General features: G+C 70.5%; 12 protein-coding genes and 1 pseudogene. 9 read left to right on the forward strand and 4 right to left on the reverse strand.

The annotated features are described in order from the left end of the window. Positions 1-32 precede the first annotated feature (32 nt). The 4 genes from QF046_RS08740 to QF046_RS08755 form a co-directional block, all read right to left on the reverse strand. On the reverse strand, positions 33-1325 hold the full coding sequence (locus QF046_RS08740; protein WP_307368591.1) for an ABC transporter substrate-binding protein: 1293 nt from the start codon (positions 1323-1325) through the stop codon (positions 33-35). Between the two features lie 133 nt (positions 1326-1458). Further along, positions 1459-2403 carry a hypothetical protein gene (locus QF046_RS08745; protein ID WP_307368594.1) on the reverse strand — a complete coding sequence of 315 codons (945 nt, stop codon included), beginning with the start codon at positions 2401-2403 and terminating at the stop codon, positions 1459-1461. After that, complete coding sequence (locus tag QF046_RS08750) at positions 2400-3521, reverse strand: Gfo/Idh/MocA family protein (RefSeq protein ID WP_307368597.1); 1122 nt, start codon at positions 3519-3521, stop codon at positions 2400-2402. The genes QF046_RS08745 and QF046_RS08750 overlap by 4 nt, the downstream gene beginning before the upstream one ends. Before the next feature lie 35 nt (positions 3522-3556). After that, the gene (locus tag QF046_RS08755) at positions 3557-4474 is read right to left on the reverse strand and encodes a PmoA family protein (RefSeq protein WP_307368600.1); all 918 of its coding nucleotides are present in this window, start codon (positions 4472-4474) and stop codon (positions 3557-3559) included. Between the two features lie 141 nt (positions 4475-4615). Here QF046_RS08755 and QF046_RS08760 point away from each other — a divergent pair, with 141 nt between their 5' ends. The 9 genes and pseudogenes from QF046_RS08760 (at position 4616) to QF046_RS08800 (ending at position 14917) form a co-directional block, all read left to right on the forward strand. Continuing rightward, positions 4616-5605: a LacI family DNA-binding transcriptional regulator gene (locus QF046_RS08760; RefSeq protein ID WP_307368603.1), complete on the forward strand. Its 990-nt coding sequence runs from the start codon at positions 4616-4618 to the stop codon at positions 5603-5605. Between the two features lie 69 nt (positions 5606-5674). After that, a complete protein-coding gene (locus tag QF046_RS08765) occupies positions 5675-7024 on the forward strand; it encodes a Gfo/Idh/MocA family protein (RefSeq protein WP_307368607.1) in 1350 nt (449 codons plus the stop codon). Beyond that, a complete protein-coding gene (locus QF046_RS08770; RefSeq protein ID WP_307368609.1) occupies positions 7021-7944 on the forward strand; it encodes an NAD(P)-dependent oxidoreductase in 924 nt (307 codons plus the stop codon). Before QF046_RS08765 ends, QF046_RS08770 begins: the two co-directional genes overlap by 4 nt. Next, positions 7941-8841 (forward strand): annotated as a pseudogene (locus tag QF046_RS08775) (5-dehydro-4-deoxyglucarate dehydratase). Before QF046_RS08770 ends, QF046_RS08775 begins: the two are co-directional and overlap by 4 nt. Next, positions 8838-9920 carry a mandelate racemase/muconate lactonizing enzyme family protein gene (locus QF046_RS08780; protein ID WP_307368614.1) on the forward strand — a complete coding sequence of 361 codons (1083 nt, stop codon included), beginning with the start codon at positions 8838-8840 and terminating at the stop codon, positions 9918-9920. Before QF046_RS08775 ends, QF046_RS08780 begins: the two are co-directional and overlap by 4 nt. 46 nt (positions 9921-9966) lie before the next feature. After that, positions 9967-11733, forward strand: a complete 1767-nt coding sequence (locus QF046_RS08785; RefSeq protein WP_307368617.1) for a glycoside hydrolase family 35 protein — start codon at positions 9967-9969, stop codon at positions 11731-11733. After that, on the forward strand, positions 11733-12701 hold the full coding sequence (locus QF046_RS08790) for a serine hydrolase (RefSeq protein WP_307368619.1): 969 nt from the start codon (positions 11733-11735) through the stop codon (positions 12699-12701). Before QF046_RS08785 ends, QF046_RS08790 begins: the two co-directional genes overlap by 1 nt. 10 nt (positions 12702-12711) lie before the next feature. After that, positions 12712-14712 carry a beta-galactosidase gene (locus tag QF046_RS08795; RefSeq protein WP_307368622.1) on the forward strand — a complete coding sequence of 667 codons (2001 nt, stop codon included), beginning with the start codon at positions 12712-12714 and terminating at the stop codon, positions 14710-14712. After that, complete coding sequence (locus tag QF046_RS08800; protein WP_307368625.1) at positions 14648-14917, forward strand: hypothetical protein; 270 nt, start codon at positions 14648-14650, stop codon at positions 14915-14917. Before QF046_RS08795 ends, QF046_RS08800 begins: the two co-directional genes overlap by 65 nt. Positions 14918-15192: the final 275 nt, after the last annotated feature.

Consider the following 15192-nt stretch of genomic DNA (forward strand, 5'->3'; position numbering starts at 1 on the left):
ATCGGGAGCTGTCCCGATCCGCCGGCGATGCCTCACTGGTTGAGGACGACGTCCATCTCGGTGAAGAACTGCTTCACAGCATCATCCACCTTGACGGTTCCGAAGTTGAGCTCGGTGCCCAGCACGCGGAACTTCTCCTCCAGGCTGCCGTAGCCGACGATCGGCACGGGCGGCGCGTCGCCGAGGCGGTCGGCGATCGAGGCCTCATAGTCCTTGATCTGCGTGCTCATCGGGTCGAGGTCGGCTGCTTCCAGAGCCGTCGTCGAGGCGGGCAGACCACGGTTGGTGCCGAAGATCTTGCCGGACTCGGGCGAGTTGATGAGGAAGTCCACCAGCGTCGCAGCAGCCTCGGGGTGCTTGGTCTTGGCCGAGATCGCGTGCAGCATCGACGGCTTCAGGTACAGGTCCTTCGCGCCGTCCTTCGTGACGGGCGGGGCGACCAGGCCCAGCTCGGTGTAGCCCTCGCCCAGGTTGCCCAGGTAGCCGGCACCGAAGTTGTCCCACGTCAGCTCACTGGCGGTCTTGGCGGCGTCGAAGGCGCTGAGCGGCAGGAGTTCCTCTGCCTGCTGCTGCGGAAGGACGGCGCCATCGCGTGCCGCGGCGCCCTCGTTCCAGAACTCGGCGAGACGCTTCTCGTCGAAGCCGGGGGTGCCGTCCTCGTTGAAGAGGTTCTTGCCCTCGCTGCGCAGCTGCAGCTCGAAGTTCTGGATGCGACCGGTGTAGTCGCTGCCGCCGAAGACCTTGCCGTCCGAGGCGTCGGTGACCGACTTCATCCAGTCGGTGTAGTCGCTCCAGCTGCCGCCCTCGAAGTTCTCGACACCGGCGGTCTCGAGAAGCTTCGGGTTGGTGAACAGGCCCCAGGCGTTGGTGGAGGTGGGGATCGCGTAGGTGGTGTCGTCGACGACGCCGATCTTGAGGATGTTGTCGGCGAGCGGCTTCTTGTCGATGATGCCGCCGAGGTACGGGCCGAGGTCCAGCAGCAGCCCGTTCTGCGCGTACTGGCGCAGGTACGAGTAGTCGAACTGCATGACGTCGGGCAGACCGCCGCCGGCCGCCTCGGTCTGCCGCTTCTCCCAGAACTCGGGGAAGCCGAGGAAGGTCGAGTTGACCTTGATGTTCGGGTACTCCTCGTTGAACGCGTCGATCGCCTTGTTGTACAGATCGGCGCGGACGTCGTTGCCCCAGAACGCGAGGTTCAGGGTGACCTTCTCGTCGGGGTTGAACGTGGCGGAGGGATCGGCCGTCTCACCGGCGCAACCGGCCAGAACAAGCACCGCTCCGGTCGCGAGCGCGGCCGCGGCCACCAATCGCTTCTTGTTGAACATCTTTGTCCTCTCTGTGAACATCCCCCCTGCGGCTGAGCCGAGGGACATCCGTGTCCATGTGGGTGCAAGGCGCGCTGCCCGAGGGTCCATGGGAAAGCGCTTCCCTGCAAACTAACTCAAATTGAAACGTTTTTCAAGACCGGATGCCGCGAGGGACTCCACCGTTCCGTGACTCTCCGAGGCCCAAGACGCCCGCTTCGACCGCCAACCGTGTGCGATGCACCGCCGAGCGGCGCAGCTCACCACTCGGCGCATGCACTTCGGCATCCGCCTGTCCGAAGTAGTAGAACCAGACGTTCTCGCCGTCGCGCACGTGAGCGCCGTGATGGGCGTGGCCGCCGTTCGGCGCGGACCCGAGGATCACATCATCGGGTCCGCCCTGGCGGGTCCAGCGGATGCCGTCGTCCGAGCGGTGCACGCCCATCCCCCGCCATTCGTCCACGAGCATCCACCAGAACCCGCCGAGCTCGAACACGTCTGGCCCCTCGTGCGGGTTCCCGCCGATCGCGACTCCGTCCACGCGCCAGTCGCGCAGGTCGGGCGAGGTGGCGACCATGGTGACGGAGTCGGCGGCTTCGTCCTTGTACCAGAGCCGCCAGAGCGCATCGGGGGTCTGCGCGATCGCCGCATCGATCACCCGGTCGCTGCTGAGCGCGAGCGGTGCGATCCGACGCCAGTCGCGCAGGTCTTCCGAGACGTACTCGACGATCTCGCGCACGTGGCCCTGCCACCGGTCGGGGACGCCGTCGATCTCGGTGAGGTGCATGCGCCACTGCGCGCCGTCCCAGATCACCTCGGGTGCCCAGTGAGTGCGGTCGACGTCGGCGGGCGGTGGCCCGGGCTCGAGGAGAAGACCGGATGCCGTCGGCTCCAGCGTCCCGGCGTACTCCCACGCCACCCCATCAGCCGACATGGCGACGCCGATGCGGCTGCCGTGCACCCAGGCGACGCCCGGTCCGGGCTCTGCCAGGCTGGCCCGACGCTGGGTGTAGAACATCCACCAGTCGCCGGCGCTGTCGATGACGACGCGAGGGTCGGTGGCCCCGTCGTAGACCGGATCACGGAACAGATCGGTCACGGACGCAGGTCCTGCACGGGGCTCCTGAAGCCGGCGCGGTGCGTCGGGTGCCCCGCCAGCTGCTCCGGCGTGATGGCTGCGCCGTCGGCGGCCGCGGAGGCGTAGATCGCCGCCACGATCTCCAGCGAGCGCGCGGGCGCATCGGCCGTGGGCGGCAGCGGAGTGCCGTCGAGAAGGGCGTCGAAGACGTCGCGCAGCAGCGGCGCGTGGTCGCTGCGCTCCTCGGCATCCGGGAAGGCCCACCCCTCCGCCTCGGCTTCGAATCCGGGCGCCGGGGTGATGCGCCAGTTCTCGTGCCCATGCCCGTAGACGTGGTCGACCGTGATGGTCGCCTTCTGCGCGTCGATGCGGATCGAGCTGGTCTCCCGCGGCGAGACCGCGCTGGTGATGACCTGTGCGACGACTCCGGCGTCGAAGACGATCGTGGCCGTGGAGACGTCCTCGGTCTGCGTCTCGCGATCAAGACGGAACAGGCGCCCCTGCACGCTGGACCAGTCGCCGAGAAGGTGGGCGAGCAGGTCGATCTGATGGATGCCGTGGCCGAGCGTCGTGCCGCCGCCCTCGGTCTCCCACTTGCCGCGCCACGGCACGGCGAAGTAGTCCGCGTCGCGGTACCAGAGCGTCTGGCAGACGGCGACCAGCGGCCGGCCCAGTGCCCCGCCGGTCAGCAGTCCGCGCACGTGCGCGGCGGCCGTGCCGGTGCGCTGCTGGAAGACGACGGCCAGCTGCCGGTCGGCGGCGAGCGCGGCTGCGCGCATGTCGTCGAGCTCGTCGAGCGAGGGCGCCGGAGGCTTCTCCACGATGACGTGCGCGCCGGCGGCGAAGGCGGCCAGGGTCTGTGCCCGGTGGGGCCCTGGAGGGGTGCAGATCAGGACGACATCCGGATGCTGTGCGGCGAGCATCTCGTCGTAGTCGCCGTACGATTCCGGTACGTCGTACTCGGCGGCGAAGGCGGCCGCCCGATCGGCGCTGATGTCGGCGACCGCGACGAGCTGCGCGCGCGGGTGCGCGGCGACGGCCTTCGCATGCAGGTTGGCGACGGATCCGGTGCCGACGAGCACGCAGCGCAGTGTTCTTTCGGATGGCACCGTGCGGTCGGACGGGGTGTGGGGCGACATCGATCCTCCTCGGGGGACGGATCGATCATAACGTTTCAATCGGGGCGCGTGCCGTTCATCAGCAGGCCGCGCAGCGCTTCGGCGATCCGCGGCGCGTCGTCTGCGTCGGCGTCCGCGATCCCCACCGCATAGCGGAACACCACGCTCTGCCCTGCCGCCACGCGCAGCTCCTCGCTGAAGAACGGTGCCGGATTCAGCGCGGCGTACTCCTCCGAGCGGGCGAACCACTGCGGCGGGTGGTGCGGGTTGTCCGCAGCATCCGTCATCACGATCAGCGAGGTGGCGTCGACGGCATCGTGACGCCCCACGAACCCCATCCACTCGTGACGCTGCCCGCGCACATCCGAGCCGGTTCCGGTGCCCGTGGCGGTCACCAGGCGCCCCTCGGTGAACGAGCGGGGCCCACGCCAGAACAGGCCGCCGTAGCCGGCATTCTCGCGCCCGCGCGTGGTGGGCGAGCCGATCGAGATCGCGGCATCGGTCGTGTTGGTCATGGCGGTCTTGAAGGTGAGGGCCCAGGCGGTGTCGTCAAGGATCCGGGCGGTCACCGTGCGGCGCTCGACGAACATCGGGCGTCCGCCCTCGGAGATCCACTCCAGGTCGTGGGAGAAAGTCGCGATGTGCCCTTCGACCGCCGCGACGGCCGTGTCGATGTGGGCCTGCGTGCCGTCGTTGGACAGTTGCACGTAGCCCTGGTCACGCAGATAGGTCGGCCCGCCCCAGAAGTTCTCGTCGTCGACGACCGGCAGCGACCAGGCGAGGCCCTTGTGCCAGACGTGGTCCCACGGGCGGAACAGGCTCACCACGTGGCCGGCGCGGGTGCGGATCGGGTCGAGGTAAGGCTTCGGCGACTCCAGCTGCACGGTGTCGGGCCGGGTCACGTAGCGGAACAGCTCGACGTCGCCGTCGGCGACCGACACCGCACGGTCGGTGCGGCTGAGCGTCAGTGCCATCGCACGGTCTCCTCACATGGTGTTCTTCATCGGGGGCGATCTCGAGCGTACGGCGTGCGGGCAACGCCGTGATGACACACGACACGGAACGCTCTCCGGCCCGCACCCACCGTAGGCTCGTCTCCGACAGCAGGAGGACGGATGCCGCGGGCGAAGATCACCGAGGTCGCCCGCGAGGCGGGAGTCTCACTGTCGACCGTGTCGCGCGTCATGAACGGCAACCCCACGGTCGACGCCGCGCTGGCGGAGCGGGTGCGCGAGGTCGCCGCCCGTCTCGGCTACTCGGCCAATCCGCTCGCCCGCAGTCTGGTGCTCGGGCGCACGCAGACGATCTCGGTCGTGGTCCCCGATCTCGCCAACCCGACCTTCCAGGCGATCCTGCGCGGGCTCAGTCACGCAGCCTCCAAGGACGGCTACCACGTGCTGATCTCCGACACCGAGGAGCGCGTGGAGGACGAGCAGGAGATCGCCGTCACGACCCGGCGGCGCACCGATGGCGTGATCCTCTGCGCGCCCCGCCTCCCCCAGGACGAGCTGTCCGCCCTGCTCCCCGCGATCGGGCCGGCGGTCGTCATCAACCGTCCGCCGCAGCCCGAGGTGCCGACGGTGTCCGCCGACTACGGCGTCGCGACCGCCGGGCTCATCGCCCATCTGCAGTCGCTCGGACATCGACGCCTCGCGTTCCTGTCGGGGGCGGTACGCAGCGCATCGGGTGAGGCCCGCCGACGCGCCATCGCCGCGGCATCCGACGCGGATCCCGCACTGGAGGTCGTCGAGATCAGCGCCGGGGTCGACTTCGACAGCGGCGCCGCAGCAGCCGATGCAGTGCTCGCGAGCGGCGCGACCGCCGCCCTCGCATTCAACGACCTCGTCGCGATGGGACTGCTCTCGGCGGTCACGAGCCGCGGCGTGCGGGTTCCCGACGACCTGTCGATCGCCGGGTTCGACGACATCCCCTTCTCCGCCTACACGAGTCCTCCGCTGACGACGGCGTCCGTCCCCGCCGCCGATCTGGGCGAGCGCGCCTGGGCCGCCATGCACGCCCTGCTCTCCGGCGGCGAGCCGGAGACCGACGTGACCCTCGCACCGCAGATCGTCGTGCGCGCGAGCACCGCACCCGCCGCGCACTGACCGCCCCTGTCTCCGACCATGACCCGCGTGATAGCCTGAGAAAACGTTTCCTGAGATCTGGAGTCATCGATGCCACGCCTTCGATATGCCCTTGCCGGAGCCGGTCACCGCGCACAGATGTATGTCGGCGCGATCATCGGCGAGCACCGCGAGCGGGCCGAGCTCGTCGCCATCTGCGAGCCGAACCCGGTGCGCGCCGAGATCCACGCCCGCGCAGTGGTCGACGCCGGCGATCCCGCTCCCCGCATCGGCGCACCGGACCAGCTCGAGCAGCTGATCCGCGAGGAGAAGGTCGACCGTGTCATCATCACGGCGCGCGACGACCTGCACGCCGAGCTCATCGTTCGCTCCCTCGAGGCCGGTGCCGATGTCGTCGTCGAGAAGCCGTTGACCATCGACGCCCCCAGTGCCGCGCGCATCGAAGAGGCCGTCGCCCGCACCGGCCGACAGGTCGTGCTCACCTTCAACTACCGCTACTCGCCGCGCAACAGCGCGCTGCGGCAGGTGCTGCAGGACGGCGAGATCGGCGAGATCACCTCGATCGACTTCTCGTGGATGCTGGACACGAACCACGGCGCCGACTACTTCCGCCGCTGGCACCGCGAGAAGAAGAATTCCGGCGGGCTGCTCGTGCACAAATCCAGCCACCACTTCGACCTGGTCAACTGGTGGCTGCGCTCGCAGCCGCGCCGCGTGTTCGCATCCGGTGGTCTGCGCTTCTACGGCGCCGAGAACGCGGCGGCCCGTGGCCTCGGCGACCGCCCCGCACGCGGAACCCACGACGACGGCGACCTGTTCGAGCTGGATCTGCGCAAGGATCCGCGACTGAAGGCGCTGTACCTGGATGCCGAGCAGCACGACGGCTATCTGCGCGACCGCGACGTGTTCAGTGAGGGCATCACGATCGAGGACAACCTCGCCCTGATCGTCGACTACGCCTCGGGGGCGACGCTGTCGTATTCGCTCAATGCGCACTCGCCGTGGGAGGGCTACCGGGTCGCTGTGAACGGCACCCTCGGCCGCGCCGAGCTGACGGTCGTCGAGCGCGGCGCCGTGCTCGCCGGCGAAGGGCTGCACCCGGCGATCGACCCGAGCCTGACGGGCGCTGACCGCCCCACGAGCCTGCGCCCCGAGGGCGAGCACCTGATCGTGCAGAAGCACTGGGGCGAGGCGTACGAGGTGCCCATCCCCGGAGACTCCGGCGGTCACGGCGGCGGTGATGTGCTGCTGCTGAACGACGTCTTCGTCGGCCCGGGCGAGGACCCGCTGGCGCGCCCGGCGGACTGGAGCGACGGCATCCGCTCGATCGCCGTCGGCATCGCCGGCAACCGATCACTGGAGACCGGGATGCCGGTGCAGGTCGCCGACCTCGGCGTCCACCTGCTCGAGAACGCCGACGAGGGACGAGGCGCACGATGAGCCGCATCGTCGTCACCGGCGGCGCCGGGCGGCTCGGCCGCAGTCTGGTCGCCGGACTCGCCGAACGCGGTCACGAGGTCGTCTCCTTCGACCGCGCGGTCTCCGACGTCCCGCAGCTCGCCGACGCGCAGCAGTTGGCGATCGACCTGACGGATGCGGATGCCACGGCATCCGCCCTGCAGGAGGCGCAGGCCGACGCCGTGATCCACCTCGCTGCGATCGCCGTGCCGTTCAGCGCACCGGAGGACGTCATCCTGCGCACCAACGCCGCCCTTGCCATGAGCGTGCTGGGCGGTGCCGTGCGCGCCGGAATCGGCCGCATCGTTGCCGCGTCGAGCCTGACCGTGCTCGGCTACGGGACATCCGGCTGGCTGCCCGATCGCTTCCCCCTCGACGAGCAGACCGCACCGAAGCCCTCGCACGCCTACGCGCTCTCGAAGCACCTGGTCGAGCAGACCATGGCCATGCTGCAGCGCCAGCGCGACGACATCCGATTCGCCTCCTTCCGTCCCTGCTACGTGATCGCTCCCGAGGAATGGCGCGGTGCGCCGACCCAGCAGGGGCACACGGTGCGCGAGCGCCTGGACGAGCCCGCACTGTCCGCCCCCGCGCTGTTCAACTACGTGGACGCGCGCGACGTCGCCGACTTCACCGACACCCTGCTGCAGGCCATGCCGGAGATCCCCAACGGCGAGACCTTCATCGTCGGCGCCGATGACGCGCTGGCCCGTGAGCCGCTGGCAGACCTGCTCCCCCGCTTCGTGCCGGGCAGCGACGAGCTCGCCTCTGTGCTCACCGGCACCGCACCCGCGTTCTCGAGCGCGAAGGCCCGTCGGCTGCTCGGCTGGCGCCCCGAGCGGTCCTGGCGCACCGAACTCGCACCCCACCCGCACACCCCGACCCAGGGAGCTCCGGCATGAACTTCGACGGCATCCTCTTCTTCCCCGTCACCCCTTTCACCGCCGACGGCGCGATCGATCACGAGCTGCTCGCCCAGCATGTCGACCGCGGCGTCGCCGCCGGCGCCGGGGGCGTTTTCCCCGGCCTGCGGCACGGGCGAGTTCCACGCCCTGTCGGCCGGCGAGGCGGCATCCGTGGTCCGCACCGCCACCGACGCCGTGGCCGGCCGGGTGCCCGTGATCGCCGGAGCCGGTGGCACGCTCGGGCACGCGATCGAGGTCGCGAAGGCGGCGTCGGATGCCGGAGCCGACGGACTGCTCGTGCTGCCGCCGTACATGGTCGGCGGAACCCAGGCGGGCCTGATCTCCTACGTGGAGCAGATCGCTGCGGCATCCGATCTGCCCGTCATCGTCTACCACCGCGGCATCGCGCAGTACACCGTCGACTCGATGCGTCGTCTGGCACAGAACCCCCGTGTGGTCGGATTCAAGGACGGCACCGGCGACATCGGCGCCGCCCAGCTGATCGTCCGCGCGGTCGCCGATGAGGGCAGGGCGGACTTCGCGTTCTTCAACGGTCTGCTCACCGCCGAGCTCACCCAGGCCGCCTACCGCGGCATCGGCATCCCGCTGTACTCCTCGGCCGCCTTCGCGATGATCCCCGACGTGGCGAACGCCTACTACCGGGCCTACGTCGACGGCGACGAGGCACGCCGGCTCGAGCTGCTCGACGGCTTCTACCGGCCGCTGGTCGGCCTGCGCGATGAGACCCCGGGCTTCGGCGTCTCGCTGATCAAGACGGGCCTGCGGCTGCAGGGGATGCCGGTCGGCTCCGTGCGCGCGCCGCTCGTCGACCCGACGCCCGACCAGGAGCGCCGACTCGCCGAGATCCTCGAGGCCGGGCGCGCCCTGCTGTGAGCACGATCGCCCGGTTCGAGGCCCGACTGCTGCGGGTGCCGTTGACACGCCCCTGGGGCGCGGACGTCACCTCGGTCGGCGTCATCGAGACGCACGTCGTGCGCGCAGACGGCGCCGAGGGATGGGGCTTCTCGTGGACGCCGCAGATCGGCGCCGAGGCCGTGCAGGCACTCCTCGCGCATGACATCGCGGCCGCCGCGATCGGTCGCTCGGCCGTGCCCGGCGAGGCATGGCAGGGCCTGTGGGAGCACCTGCACGAGGCCGGCGGCGGGGGCATCACGACCATCGCGCTCGCGGGCCTGGACCTGGCGCTGTGGGATGCCGAGGCCCGCAGCCGCTCGCTGCCGGTGTCGTCGCTGCTGGGCCGCCACCGCGATTCCGTGCGCGCCTACGGCTCGGGCGTGAACCTGCACTACTCGCTGGACGAGCTCACCGCACAGGTGCGGCGGTGGACGGATGCCGGATTCGCGGCCGTGAAGATCAAGGTCGGCCGCCCCTCACTGGAGGAGGATCTGGAGCGCGTGGCCGCCGTGCGCGACGTGCTCGGGCCGGACCGCGAGCTGATGATCGACGCCAACCAGCGCTGGGACCTCGACCGCGCGACACGCTCGATCGATGCGCTCTCGGCGTTCGAGCTCTCCTGGATCGAGGAGCCGCTGCGCGCCGACGATCTTGCAGGGCACACCGAACTCGCCCGCCGCCTGGCCGGCTCCAGCGCCGTCCCCATCGCGCTGGGTGAGAACGTGCACACCGCGCACCGCTTCGGGGACTTCCTGCGGGCGGGCGCCGCGCAGATCGTGCAGCCGAACATCGTGCGTGTCGGCGGCATCACGCCGTTCCGGCGCATCGCCGACCTCGCCGAGCAGCACGGCGCGGCTCTGCATCCGCACCTGCTGCCCGAGCTGTCGGGACAGCTGGCACTCACCCTGCCCGGCACCGTCGCAGAGCCCTGGACGGAGGATGTCGAGGACGCCGGCTTCGGCGAGCTCGGCGCCCTCGCAGAGCCCTCGCCCGTGGCGGTCCGCGACGGCAGACTCACCGAGACCGTGCACGTCGGGCTCGGCATCCGCTTCCGCTGACGCGCCCGCACTTCAGACAGAAAGCGCTTTCCGATACGCTGAGGTCATGACCTCCCGCTTCGTGATCGGCGAGACCGATTTCCTTCTCGACGGCGCCCCGCACCGCATCATCTCCGGTGCCATGCACTACCCCCGCGTGCACCCGGATCTGTGGCGCGACCGCATCCGCAAGGCGCGCCTGATGGGCCTGAACACCATCGAGACCTACGTCGCCTGGAACGCGCACGAGCCTGTCAAGGGCCAGTGGCGTCAGGACGGCGACGTCGACCTCGGCCGCTTCCTCGACATCGTCGCCGAGGAGGGCATGCACGCGATCGTGCGCCCCGGCCCGTACGTCTGCGCCGAGTGGCACAACGGCGGCCTGCCCACCTGGCTGACGGCCGACAAGAGCATGAAGCTGCGCAGCAGCGATCCGGCGTATCTGGCCGAGGTCACCTCGTACCTCGAGAAGGTCAACGCGATCATCGCGCCCCGACAGATCGACCGCGGCGGCAGCGTGATCCTCGTGCAGATCGAGAACGAGTACGGCGCGTACGGCGCCGACAAGGACTACCTCGAAGCGCTGATCCGCGTCACGCGCGACGGCGGCATCACCGTGCCGCTCACGCAGGTCGACCAGCCCATCCCGCACATGCTCGAGAACGGCTCGCACCCCGAACTGCACAAGACCGGCTCCTTCGGCGGGCGCATCGACGAGCGTCTGGCCACGCTGCGGGAGTACCAGCCGACCGGGCCGCTGATGTGCATGGAGTTCTGGTGCGGCTGGTTCGACCACTGGGGCGAGAAGCACCACACCACGGCATTCGCCGACAGTGCGGCGGACCTGGACCGACTGCTGGCGGCCGGGGCGTCCGTGAACATCTACATGGTGCACGGCGGCACGAACTTCGGCCTGACCGCAGGAGCCAACGACTCCGGACGCTACCTGCCGATGGTGACCAGTTACGACTACGACTCCCCCATCACGGAGTCCGGCGACCTGACCGAGAAGTTCCACGCCTACCGCGAGGTGATCGCCAAGCACGCTCCGGTGCCCGATCTGCCGGTCGCGGAACCGGTCGCGGCCCCGACGCCGCGGGCCGAACTCGAGGCGGTCGCCGCCCCGCTCGACCTGGTCGCCACCGACCGCGGCGCCTTCGCGACGCCGCCGACGATGGACGAGCTCGGTTCCGATGTCGTGTTGGCGGAGTACACGACGGATGCCGCGGGCGCCGGTGTGCTCGAGGCCGAAGTGCGCGACTACGCCTGGGTCGAGCGCGACGGGACGGCGGTCGGACGCCTGCAGCGCACGATCGGCGAGCTGTCCCTGGCGATCCCCGCCGGACAGCAGCTGCGTCTGCTGGTCGAGGAGACCGGCCGGGTCAACTACGACCAGAAGATCGGCGAGGCCAAGGGCCTGATCGGCGTCCCGCTGCTGGACGGCACGGCCCTGGAGGGCCCGTGGCACGTGCGCACCTTCGACGTCGCCGCCCTCGGCGCCGCGGTGTCGGATGCCACGGTGTCAGGCGCCGTGGCCGCGACCCCGATCGCGAACGGCCGTGCGACCGGGCCCGTCGGTCTGCGGGGGAGCTTCGACCTGGACGAGCCCGCCGACCTGTTCCTCGACACCGCCGGCTGGGGCAAGGGCTACGCCTGGGTGAACGGCTTCTTCCTGGGCCGCTACTGGCGTCGCGGCCCGCAGCGCACCCTGTACGTGCCGGGACCCGCCACGCGCGCAGGCCGCAACGACGTCGTCATCGTCGAACTCGAAGCCATGACGGATGCCACGGCGCGCTTCCTCGCGCGCCCCGATCTCGGACACGAGGTGGAGTGATGACCGCGTACACCGCAGCCTTCGATTGGGCACGTCGGCATGTGCAGGCGGAGCGCCTGCCCACCGCCGTGCTGGGCATCGCGGATGCCGCTGGCATCGTCGCGCTGGACGGGTTCGGCGCGGCGACGGATGCCGTGTACCCGCAGTTCTCGGTCACGAAGGCGCTGGTCGGCATCACCGCCGCCCGCGCGGTGGAGCGCGGACTCCTCACGCTCGAGACCCCGCTTTCGGCGGCGCTTCCGGAGTTCGGCGCCGACCGTGACGACGTCGTGCGGCTGCGCCACCTGGTCAGCCACACGTCCGGCATCAGCGAACCCGAACTCGACACGGCCGTGCCGCTGCGCACCGAGCTGCTCAGCCGGGATCGCGACTTCCGTGCCGGCACCGCATCGCGGTACTCGACGATCGCCTTCGAGGGCATCGCGGCGCTCACCGAGCACGCGACCGGCGTCCCCTGGCACGAGGACACGTTCGCCTGGGCGCACTCCATCGGCGCCGACGGCCTCGCACTCGACCACGAGGGATCGATGGACGTGGTGGATGCCGCCGAGGCCGGGCTCGACATCGATCAGTTCCGCGCGAACCGGTCTGCGGGCGCCGGCCTGCTCGGCCGCGCCGAAGATCTGCTGCGCATCGGCTCCGAACTGCTGCGCATCCACGCCGGCGAGACCGACGGCATCCTCGCCCCGGCGACGCTGCGGATGATGCTGCGCCCCCTCACCGGCGACATCCCGCGCCTGGATCCCTACCCGATCGAGCGCGGTCAGGACTGGGGCTTCGCGTTCAATCTGCGCACCCGCGCTCCCGGCCTGATCGACCGCGACACGTACGGCCACGGCGGCTGGGCGGGCACCGAGTTCTGGGTGCACCCGAGCGCCGGGCGGTGCTGGGTGCTGCAGACCAATCGTGCCGAACGGCCGGGCGTCGATATCGACGAACTCGACAATGCAGTCGTGAGCGAGCGGTGATGAACGGACGATGATCCACTCCGTCAGGCACCGCGGGTGGGCCGCTGCGGCATCCGCCAGTCCTCTGCCCGAGCCCGCCGAGGCGGCGCTCGGCATCACCGTGACCGACCGCGCCGTGCTGCGCGACGGCGTGCCGGTCGTGCCGGTGTCGGGCGAGGTCCACTTCAGCCGGCTGCCCCGCGAGCGCTGGGCCGAGCGGGTGCGCCAGATGCGCGCGAACGGCATCACCCTGGCATCCGCCTATGTGCTCTGGCTGCACCACTCCCCCGAACGCGGCGTCGCGCATTTCGACGGCAATCGCGATGTCGGCGCCTTCATCGACGCATGCGCTGCGGCCGGGCTCGAGGTCGTGCTGCGGATCGGCCCGTGGGCGCACGGCGAGGCGCGCAACGGCGGGTTCCCCGACTGGGTGCAGGCGGCCGACGTCGAGCACCGCAGCGACGATCCGGGCTATCTCGAACTGGTCGCCGAGTGGTTCGGCCAGTTGGCGGAGAATCTCGACGGACGCGTGCGGCCGGGTGGCCCCGTCGTGGCGATCCAGCTCGAGAACGAGCTCTACGACCGGCCCGAGCATCTGGTCACCCTCAAGCGGATGGCTCGGGATGCCGGGATGTCCGCTCCGCTGTGGACCGCGACCGCCTGGGGTGGCGCACAGCTGCCTCCCGGCGAGGTCATGCCGCTGTTCGGCGGGTACGGCGACGGATTCTGGGCCGATCCCGCCGACGACTGGGACTCCTCTTTCCGTGCGCACTACTTCCCCTCTCACACCTGGGACGACCCGGGCGTCGGCGCCGATGTGCGCGCCACGCAGGGCTTCGACGCCGCGGTTGCGACGGCGCCGGCATCCGACCCGCTCGGTGGCTTCCCGCCGGCGACCTGCGAGCTCGGCAGCGGCATGGCCACGGCCTATCACCGCCGCCCGGTGCTCAGCGGCCGCGATGTGGCCGCGCTCGCCCAGGGGAAGATCGGCAACGGCTCGGCCTGGCAGGGCTATTACATGTTCGTCGGCGGCCGCAATCCGGGCCCGGGGATGCAGGAGACGCAGGCCACCGGCTATCCGAACGACATGACCGAGTGGAGCTACGACTTCCACGCGCCGATCGGCCAGTCCGGTGATCTGCACGAGTCCGCTGCGCTGCTGCGCGCGCAGCACGCTTTCCTGGCCGCCTTCGGCGACCGGCTCGGCGAGATGACCTCGAGCCTGCCCGCACTGCAGGCGACCGGGCTGGACGACACCAGGACACCGCGCTGGGCGCTGCGCTCGAACGGGTCGGAGGGCTTCTGCGTCATCACGCATCACCAGCCGCACCGTCCCCCGCACGAACCCGTGCAGGACGTTCTCGACGTGCAGCTGCAGGTCGAGCTGGACGGCGAGACGCTGCTGCTGCCGAGCATGCCCGTCGACATCCCGGCCGGCACGATCGCCCGCTGGCCGGTGGGTCTGCGGTTCGGCGACGCGCGACTGCGGTGGGCCACGGCATCCGCTCTCACGGTTCTGCCGGACGGCACGCTCGTGCTGACGGCCGATGCCGGCATCCCGGTCGAGGTCGCCGTCGGCGATCTCGCACCCGTCATCGTGACCCCGGGCGCGCTCGAGATCGGCGGGCTGTCGCTGCTGGTGCTCGCGGACGCGGGCGATGCCTGGGTGCTCGGCGACGAGCTGTGGCAGTGCGACGGGCAGCTGCTCTGGGACGGCACGACCGTCGAGGCGCGGGATGCCGTGTACCTGCGCCGGTTCGATCCGGCCACGCGGGCGTGGGTCTCGGCGCCGGCGATCGGGCCGGAGCCGGCGCGGCCCGTCGGCATCCGACGGATGCGGGATGCCGCCGAGGTGCCCGCCGACCACGGCTTCGGCGGAGCGCGGGCACCTCGCCCCGACCGCCGAGGTCTTCGACGACCTGGCAGCCGTCTTCGCCCTGGATCTCCCCGCCGGCGACGGCGATGCCGTGCTCGACATCGACTGGGCCGGCGACACCGCGCAGCTGCGGGTGGACGGCAGGACGGTCGATGACCGCTTCTGGGACGGCACGCGCTGGTCGGTGTCGCTGCGCGACGTCGGAGCGGATGCCGGCAGCACCGTCACGCTGCACGTGCTGCCGCTGTCCATGGAGAGCACGGTGTGGCTGCCGGACGCGATGACGCAGCGCGGGGATGCCGCGCGGGGTGTCGTGCGAGCGGTCAGCGTGCGGACGCGCACCCGCCCAGCCACCATCTGACCCGCGAGCCACCACGCAAGCACGCGCTGGTTGCGTGTGTGGCTCGTCGATTGCCTGGTGGCTCGACGATTGCGTGCGACGCAGCGCCGCAACGAGGTCCGATGTGAAACGTGTCAGAAAATGCTTGCCCTGCTGATGCGCGACATGCAAGGATCATGATCAACCCTTTGGGAATACGTTTTCCGAAGGTTGGATCACGGGACCGTCGTTCGTACGCGTCCCGGCTTCCATGATGCGCATCGCGCTGCTGCGGTGACCGTCAGACCCCCTTCGAC

Source organism: Microbacterium sp. W4I4 (genome assembly GCF_030816235.1).
Taxonomy (GTDB): domain Bacteria; phylum Actinomycetota; class Actinomycetes; order Actinomycetales; family Microbacteriaceae; genus Microbacterium.

Coding starts and splice junctions, on each gene's coding strand:
- QF046_RS08740 (WP_307368591.1), bottom strand. CDS start 1,325: ATGTTCAACAAGAAGCGATTGGTGGCCGCGGCCGCGCTCGCGACCGGA.
- QF046_RS08750 (WP_307368597.1), bottom strand. CDS start 3,521: ATGTCGCCCCACACCCCGTCCGACCGCACGGTGCCATCCGAAAGAACA.
- QF046_RS08755 (WP_307368600.1), bottom strand. CDS start 4,474: ATGGCACTGACGCTCAGCCGCACCGACCGTGCGGTGTCGGTCGCCGAC.
- QF046_RS08760 (WP_307368603.1), top strand. CDS start 4,616: ATGCCGCGGGCGAAGATCACCGAGGTCGCCCGCGAGGCGGGAGTCTCA.
- QF046_RS08765 (WP_307368607.1), top strand. CDS start 5,675: ATGCCACGCCTTCGATATGCCCTTGCCGGAGCCGGTCACCGCGCACAG.
- QF046_RS08770 (WP_307368609.1), top strand. CDS start 7,021: ATGAGCCGCATCGTCGTCACCGGCGGCGCCGGGCGGCTCGGCCGCAGT.
- QF046_RS08785 (WP_307368617.1), top strand. CDS start 9,967: ATGACCTCCCGCTTCGTGATCGGCGAGACCGATTTCCTTCTCGACGGC.
- QF046_RS08790 (WP_307368619.1), top strand. CDS start 11,733: ATGACCGCGTACACCGCAGCCTTCGATTGGGCACGTCGGCATGTGCAG.
- QF046_RS08795 (WP_307368622.1), top strand. CDS start 12,712: ATGATCCACTCCGTCAGGCACCGCGGGTGGGCCGCTGCGGCATCCGCC.